This is a genomic window from Macrococcus carouselicus (assembly GCF_004359515.1).
GTDB classification, from domain to species: domain Bacteria; phylum Bacillota; class Bacilli; order Staphylococcales; family Staphylococcaceae; genus Macrococcus; species Macrococcus carouselicus.
This window is the reverse complement of record NZ_SCWD01000011.1, coordinates 1-7,434: the sequence shown is the minus strand read 5'-3', so window position 1 is coordinate 7,434 and position 7,434 is coordinate 1. Positions and strand designations below refer to the sequence as shown.

Below are 7,434 nucleotides of genomic sequence, written 5' to 3'. Positions count from 1 at the left end.
ATCGGTTTCTGCTGATTATTTTCATCTAGTTTATTAGATTTAAATAAATAATCTTCATCATCAAGAAACTGAATGTATTTATCAATTTCAGTTTTCATATGATACAACGGTACAGCTTTATTTTTTTTCGTTTTGCTTTCTTTAATCTTCAATTCATAATCTTTAATATCTTTCTTTTTCAGTGTCAGCATATCTCCAACTCTTAAACCGCAATTTATACCAAGTACGAACAAAAATACATCTCTTTCTGATCCGTAGTAGGCGAGCGACTTTTTCATCTCTTTAATGTCATCAATATTTCTAATCGGCTCAACTGTTTTCATATGCAATCAACCTTTCAATTAGTATCATTTAATGTAATATATTATATCAATATGATACATTATTTATCCGAAGAAAGTCAATCATTAATATAGCAATGTTTATCATGTAACTTAATATGTATTGTGTTACATTAATAAATTTGAAGACTAATCAGTTCCCCTTAATCTCTAGCAGAAAATCACATGATCAATATAAGATAGCAAGGGGACAGGTACAATTGAATAAACTCGTAAAATAAAAAAACTGATCCAATTAGTAAGGATCAGCGAGAACATTGTTATATTAAGAAGTAAATAAACAGAAAGGCGGTCAGCATAGTGCTAACGAACAATTTAACGTATGAATTAGAGTTGAAAAATAACATCATGTATTTAGTCTGCAAACAGACAGAACAAGCAGAGCCGATTTTTAATGTATTAACTAGAGAACTGATTCAAGGGACTATTTATTAGTCTCTTTTTTTATATCTCGTATTTATCAAAACTATTATTAAGCCTACGATCATTTCAAATAATAGATAAAACTTATTTTCATCAATCCAATTGACTATATTTGATACTCCAATATATCTAAGCAAGTAAGTGCTAATTAAAATAATTAAGTACACTGAATTTATCATTTTGATAATCTTTAACTCTGTTTCATCTACAAAAACAGCTATATTCTCAAAAATATAAGTAAATAGAAAAGGAAGTATTAAAAATATTACGTTAGTATGCTTAATATCATTAAAAACCATTATATTAAAAATAATGGCATAAGCCATTAACTGAAAGAATTGTATAATTAGAAATTGTTTTGAATGCTTCATTTTCTTCTCCTTTTAAATGAACTTTTAAATGAACTTTTAAATAGAGTATAAGCAATCCAGAAAGCACTAATATTATTATTTTCTTTGACAGGATTAGTAATAACTTCTTTATCATCTATGACTGTTTTAACTTCTTCTAACTCCCCAGCTTTATTAATTTCTGACTGATCTAGCTTTAATCTGACCTCTTTTAATTCTGTTTCTAACTCTTTGATTCTATTAGAAGATTGCAAAGCTAAAGACTGCTGATTATGTAATAAGCGTTGTTGTTCATCAAGTGTGTTGTTCAATTGCTTTATTTGTGCGTCTTTAGTATCTATCTGTTTATTATCTATTTCAGACTGCTTCATCAAGATACTTGTCAATTGACGTTCTGAATCTAATTGACTTGATAACAGCTTGATTTCTGCTTTAAGCTGGTCTAATTCCTTATTGCTACTACTAGCTTTATCATTGCTTATCAAGTTGACAACTTCTTTATCAACCTGTTCATGTTGCTTGATAGCATTGTCTTTTTTAGTTGTTTCTGTCTTAACTTCATCAAGTGCTTTATCTTCTGCTTGATGATTCTTATTGAAATGATTTAAAAGTGTTTCAATCGCTTCATCATGCACTACATAAGCTACATTCTTAACTTTAGCTATTTTAATATCATGAGCCTTGATCTGATTGAATACAGCTTGCTTACTGACATTACACATTTCAGCTATCTCTTTGACTGCTTTCATCAAGTATCAATCCTTTGCTTGTCAATTAATTTATCAATCGTCAAGTATTATTATATCAGTACTTCTACTGTTAAATGAATAAACTTCATCAAGAAAATTAACAATAACTTTACGATAACTTCATCAATTAACAACAGCTTTACAAGTATAATGAACTTAACAAATACAGGTAAAAGGGGAATTTATGACATCTGATAATAAACTAATCGTTCTGAAATGTATTCGTGATAACATTAACCCTAAAAACTTTGGTATCAAAGACGGTCAGACTAATCGACTGATTCACTCATTATTGAATGACAATTACTTGTATAAATCTTCAGATGATAAAATCGTTTTCTTTAAGCATGGATCGTTACGTAAGTTTAAGCTGACTGATAAAGCAAAAATGTATATAAAAGAATTTGATATAGATTAACAGCACGCTTTATTTAGTCTGTATCTATTGTTTATAGTCTATGAATCAGACATAGAATTGATTCTAAATGAGTAATCATCACACAACTGTACTAAGCATTTAAACGCTCATACAGACACGCCAGCAGCAAATAGTAGTAAAGGTAATATAGACGCTAAACGACTTAAATAGAGAGTGTCCTGCTTAAATAGGGCATGTATATTAATAATTAATAAAAGTCGGATTTTATCACGAAATAGGAAGCGGATTTTGTCTTATATTTAAGGGATTTATGAAATTCAAGATTTGAAAAGTTGCTGATTTAGTTTTATCAGATTGATGAAAATGCTATGAAAACAAGATATTTAAGCAAAATTAAACATTTGTATGATGAGTTTATGTCATATAGCAATTTGAAATTTCTAAAATAATATCACACAACACATTTATGAAAGACTTGTGAAACCATACTTTTCTGATTGCGATAAAATGCAATTTAGTGTAAATTTTCCCTAAGATTGTTCTTTAAAGTACTCTAAACGTAGATAAATCTGACATAGCAACTATTCAAAATGAGATTTAAAATTTTAGTATAATAGCAGACCGCTTCTCTTTATTCTTATATACCAGCCTTTTCTGATGATTTGATAGTGTTCTCTAATAAGTTTAAAAGATTCATTTAAACTTGATTCTACTAGTGTTAAAAGCCTGTTTATTGAGCAACTAGCTAATATATCTCCGCTGTATGTCGTCTATTGATCCATCAAGACTAAATATTAAGTCCCTTTTTAATTATGCTATTTAATACAAGGTGGGAGGGATAGTTTAAGATTATATTAATAGCGTGATTTAGCAGATTATATATACAGTTGTGTGAGTACGCATAGCTATTTTAAAGTAAAAACCAATAAATAGTAGTTTACATAATAAATTTATTTCTGAGAATTTTAGTTCATATTTTGCTTGTTTTTAAGTATAATTTACTAGTTACCATAAGCATAGTTAAAAACAAATGTCAATAATAATATTGTAATATTTTAAAAAACTTGCTATGATATTAATACAGCAAATAGAGAACGCATGTTCTGTTTTGACTGTAAGGCTTATCGCCAGCATACATAACCTATACTTCTAATAGTTCATAGTATCTCATCATCTTCACAAAGAGATTTAATTACTACATTCTGAATCAACTTAACAATCTCTGCCAGCACATTGACAATTGAATAATTAAATACAGCCAAATACATAAGTTACAAATTTTTCTATTTACATATCCTCATAACGTTATACAGTTCAATTAGTTTATTTAGTGCAAACCACACAATAGCTATTATAAGTACTTCTGCTGTTCATACATGAGTATAAGCTAACGCACTACCGTTTGTTGCACGTTCACTTATTTGTATTCATTAATAAGCATACAGACCTATTACAATGATTAGTTTTATAAATTTATGATCTGCTTACTATAAGTAACTTCTAAGGCTACTTATTAACAAACACAAAAAGATGAACGTCTGTTCTTCAGCTGGTAATAGTGAATTAAATTAATATTGTCATGTGATGTTAAATTAATCAAAAGGAATACGCATAACTATATTGTTTATGTGTAAGCAGTACAATATTAAATGTTCTATCTAATTCATCTGTTCTTTATTTATTGGGACTATCAGCTATTTATATCTCTTTTCAGCTGATAGCACCTACTTTTTTTCTACATGAGTACAATTTGAATAGACAGACATTTAGAAAGGAGAACACTTGATTTATGAATAATGAAAATATGAGAATTAAGTTTGTTGAATGGCATGAGTCTAACATGAAGCCACAACTTAAGATTGTTGCGGAACAGTTGAATATTACTGAAAGTTACTTTAATCATTGGAAAAATGGCAAACGTAACATGTCAGATGAATTATTGAAACGTGTTGATAGATTGATCAGCAAGTAAGCAATATTACATATAATTAAATGTATAGCGTTCAGTAAGCAAAGCAAAAACCGCTTTGTTACTAAACTTGGTCGCCACAAAATAGAACAAAGAGCGTTCTATTATTGTGACTCCTGCAAAATTTCATTTTATATTGGGAGTTTATAATATTGAAGTGGGACTCCGTAGATTTATTATGAAATATTCAAAGGGTGTAATAGCATGAGGGGTATTATTGCAAAAGTAATACTTTAAATTAGAATTTTAGATTTTAAAATTAGTTTAATTGATGAGCAGATAACACTAAATGATTAAGATTTGAGTAAACTTGGACGTATCTTATATGTTTCAAAATTTCCGCTGAAACGCTGAAACCGTTGGGAGAGTAAGTGTTCAAGTATTTTTTCAAAAAAATTTTAGTGTAGTTTCAAGATAAATTTAGTGTAGTTTCAAGATCCGCTTGCACTTTGCATATAAATATACAGTTGTTCTAATCACTTGATATAGCTTTATTTTTACATTTCAGCAGTATAAAATTGAAGATAGCATTTTTAAATAATGCAAATATTTAGAAAGGAAAAACACTTGATGAATGAAGAAAGAAAAAGATTTATACAGAAACAAGCAAAAAAGCAAGAGCCACAAATAGCAACAAATGAACATGGCGAAGTTATCACAGGTCAAATCACAGTACACCAGCACCCAGACGACAAAGCAAAACCTAAGAAAAGTTCTGATCCTCAATTCTTTAATTTGATGACTGAATTTCAAACAAACATTTTTCAGTACTATGATTTAACTGAAACTGAAGCGGGACTAGTATTACAGCTATGTACTTATGCTCGATTTACTACTGATTATGTCGATAAGAACTACATCATGTACAATCGAAAACCAGCGACAAATAAAGACATAGCTAAAATATTAAAGATTAGCTATTATCAGTTCGTTCAGAACTACAAAAAGAAGTTATTAGCTACTGAAGTATTATTAGAAGATGACAACGGAATGTACTTAAATAATGATGTCATGAATAGAGGTTATCTTCTGGATCATCATAAGTCATACAGAGTATTTAAAAAACCTGTTCAAGAATTATATGATTTATTTGTTCAAGAGGGTAAACCAGCGACAGCGAAGCACGTAGGCTTGTTCTTCTCACTGATTCCGTTTATTTATAAGCAGGATAACACTCTAGTGATGAAAGAATATAACGAAGAATTAAAGAGGTTTGTATATCATGATTATGATTCACTAGCTGAAGCACTTGGAAAACGTAATCAGAAATTAAAGAATAGGAATTACGGAACGTTTCAAGAGTCAATAATGAAGATGAATGATGTTTACTTTGAAGCATCAGGAACACATTTGATTTATGAAGTTGAAATAGCGGTACGCCCAGCAAGTATAAAAGACTCTAAAAAAAGAAAAGAGTTCAGATTAGTGATTAATCCGAACGTTTCTTTTTCTTCAACCCCAAAGGTTAAGAAGTCATTAGAAAAAATTCTACTGGACATAGATTTAAGCAATGACTTCTCAAGCAATAAGGATAATGAAGAAAATATTTAATTACATTAGCACTTATTAATATAAGTTTGGTCGCTTTTTATTATAAGTGCTAATTATTAATAATTCAATATTTACTAACTTTCAAGACAGGCTGTTATTTTTCAGCTTGTCTTTTTGTATCTAAATTTTTCAGCATTAAAATTCCGTCTTGATTTTCTTACAGATCAGACGTTTACATATATAATCGCAATGTCGCACAGCCATATGAAAAAGTTATTTTGGGGAAAATAATTTAAAAGAAATTATCAAAGGAGAGAAATAACTATGAAAATTTTAATTACAGAAAGAAGAATTTATTATGACAAACTTAAAAAGCACAGATTTAAAACGTAAAGAACAAAATCAATTAAGAGCAGAATTTTTAATGTTATTAGAATTGGATTGTATTCGTAAAGTTGATGAATCAAAAGGTTATTATATCTATGCTGCTATCAGCGGTACACTTTACGGAAAATCTAAAAAGAATAATTCTATAAAGATTATCAATCCACATGATAATGGCAACGGTTATTTATTTATAACAGTAAATAAAAAGAAAAGATATGTACATAGATTAGTAGCGTTTGGATTCGGACTCATTAGAGATATAGATGAAAAAATTGATATTAATCACAAGGATAGAAATAGAAAAAATTGCCATTTACTAAATTTAGAGCCTTGTTCAAGAAAACAAAATCATGAACATAGAGCAATAGCTGAAAGATTAGAAAATGACATTGTTGTATCAGTATTCGATATTGAACAAATTAAAAAAGAAATTAAGTCTGATTTAATTGAGGATATAGTCACAGCGTTCAATAAACAATATGATGAGTACACACCGAAAACTTTTTCTATCGAGTTCAAGAATCAACATAACATTGATTGATACACACTCAATCCCCTTTATCATTAATTTGATAGAGGGGATTTTTTTTCGTTTATATAGACGCAGACAGCCACTCATAGAACGTTTAACGCATGATTACTCACGAAGATATACAAAACGCTCTTAGAATGGCAATCAGCGAGCAATAAAGCATAAAAAACCGCCTATATCACTGTATAGACGGTAGGACAGCTATTTAATTGTTATTCTGCTTCATTAATCTGAATATCATACTGATCTGATTTAATTGTTAAAGTTCCCTCGCCTTGATTTGAGCGTGTCATGATGACAATATCAGCGATGTTGTTTTCATTCAATAAGTACAGTTCTTCTTCTGTAAATTCTTTTTGCCCTTTTAAAGTGATAGTAAAGTTTGTTTTTGTCATTTTGATTATCTCCCTTTGATTTTTATATTTGTGATTCAGTAGTGCTATTAATCGTACAGACCGTTCATTGTTGTGCTGATTGATTCATTAATAACGTCTTGATTAATACCGATATAACGTAATGTCACAGATTGTGATGAATGATTAAACAGTTGCATTAATAAAGCTATATCATTCGTTTTCTTATAGTAATGATAGCCAAACGTTTTTCTCATTGAGTGAGTGCCTATTGAATCAATACCGATTGAGTCAGCAGCCTTGTTTAATATTCTGTATGCCTGTACTCTGCTGATCGGTTTCTGCTGATTATTTTCATCTAGTTTATTAGATTTAAATAAATAATCTTCATCATCAAGAAACTGAATGTATTTATCAATTTCAGTTTTCATATGATACAACGGTACAGCTTTATTTTTTT

Annotated in this window: 9 protein-coding genes; 4 read left to right on the top strand and 5 right to left on the bottom strand. The window is 29.2% G+C overall.

All coding sequences use genetic code 11. The features are described 5' to 3' along the window. The 3 genes from ERX40_RS11015 to ERX40_RS11005 form a co-directional block, all read right to left on the bottom strand. The coding region (locus tag ERX40_RS11015; RefSeq protein ID WP_341777492.1) for a tyrosine-type recombinase/integrase at window positions 1-323 on the bottom strand (323 nt) is incomplete at its 3' end. Window positions 324-772: 449 nt separating this feature from the next. Next, window positions 773-1,135, bottom strand: coding sequence for a hypothetical protein (locus ERX40_RS11010; protein ID WP_133418545.1), 363 nt, complete (start codon window positions 1,133-1,135; stop codon window positions 773-775). Continuing rightward, window positions 1,132-1,863 carry a coiled-coil domain-containing protein gene (locus ERX40_RS11005; protein ID WP_133418544.1) on the bottom strand — a complete coding sequence of 244 codons (732 nt, stop codon included), beginning with the start codon at window positions 1,861-1,863 and terminating at the stop codon, window positions 1,132-1,134. Before ERX40_RS11005 ends, ERX40_RS11010 begins: the two co-directional genes overlap by 4 nt. Window positions 1,864-2,047: 184 nt before the next feature. Here ERX40_RS11005 and ERX40_RS11000 point away from each other — a divergent pair, with 184 nt between their 5' ends. The 4 genes from ERX40_RS11000 (at window position 2,048) to ERX40_RS10985 (ending at window position 6,630) form a co-directional block, all read left to right on the top strand. Further along, window positions 2,048-2,281: a hypothetical protein gene (locus tag ERX40_RS11000; protein ID WP_133418543.1), complete on the top strand. Its 234-nt coding sequence runs from the start codon at window positions 2,048-2,050 to the stop codon at window positions 2,279-2,281. Window positions 2,282-4,031: 1,750 nt separating this feature from the next. Continuing rightward, window positions 4,032-4,214, top strand: coding sequence for a helix-turn-helix domain-containing protein (locus ERX40_RS10995; RefSeq protein ID WP_133418542.1), 183 nt, complete (start codon window positions 4,032-4,034; stop codon window positions 4,212-4,214). A gap of 567 nt (window positions 4,215-4,781) precedes the next feature. Further along, entirely contained in the window at window positions 4,782-5,762 is a 981-nt protein-coding gene (locus ERX40_RS10990) for a hypothetical protein (protein ID WP_133418541.1), read from the top strand. A gap of 298 nt (window positions 5,763-6,060) precedes the next feature. Beyond that, window positions 6,061-6,630: a hypothetical protein gene (locus tag ERX40_RS10985; RefSeq protein ID WP_133418540.1), complete on the top strand. Its 570-nt coding sequence runs from the start codon at window positions 6,061-6,063 to the stop codon at window positions 6,628-6,630. Window positions 6,631-6,833: 203 nt separating this feature from the next. Here ERX40_RS10985 and ERX40_RS10980 read toward each other — a convergent pair whose 3' ends face one another. Further along, window positions 6,834-7,016 (bottom strand): hypothetical protein, encoded by a 183-nt coding sequence (locus tag ERX40_RS10980; RefSeq protein ID WP_133418539.1) that lies wholly within the window; start codon window positions 7,014-7,016, stop codon window positions 6,834-6,836. A gap of 47 nt (window positions 7,017-7,063) precedes the next feature. Then, window positions 7,064-7,434: tyrosine-type recombinase/integrase (locus ERX40_RS10975; protein ID WP_165980761.1), on the bottom strand; the 371-nt coding region annotated here is incomplete at its 5' end.

What these genes read in the sequence shown, in the direction of transcription:
- ERX40_RS11010 (WP_133418545.1), bottom strand. Translation starts at nt 1,135, where the DNA reads ATGAAGCATTCAAAACAATTTCTAATTATACAATTCTTTCAGTTAATG.
- ERX40_RS11005 (WP_133418544.1), bottom strand. Translation starts at nt 1,863, where the DNA reads ATGAAAGCAGTCAAAGAGATAGCTGAAATGTGTAATGTCAGTAAGCAA.
- ERX40_RS11000 (WP_133418543.1), top strand. Translation starts at nt 2,048, where the DNA reads ATGACATCTGATAATAAACTAATCGTTCTGAAATGTATTCGTGATAAC.
- ERX40_RS10995 (WP_133418542.1), top strand. Translation starts at nt 4,032, where the DNA reads ATGAATAATGAAAATATGAGAATTAAGTTTGTTGAATGGCATGAGTCT.
- ERX40_RS10990 (WP_133418541.1), top strand. Translation starts at nt 4,782, where the DNA reads ATGAATGAAGAAAGAAAAAGATTTATACAGAAACAAGCAAAAAAGCAA.
- ERX40_RS10985 (WP_133418540.1), top strand. Translation starts at nt 6,061, where the DNA reads ATGACAAACTTAAAAAGCACAGATTTAAAACGTAAAGAACAAAATCAA.
- ERX40_RS10980 (WP_133418539.1), bottom strand. Translation starts at nt 7,016, where the DNA reads ATGACAAAAACAAACTTTACTATCACTTTAAAAGGGCAAAAAGAATTT.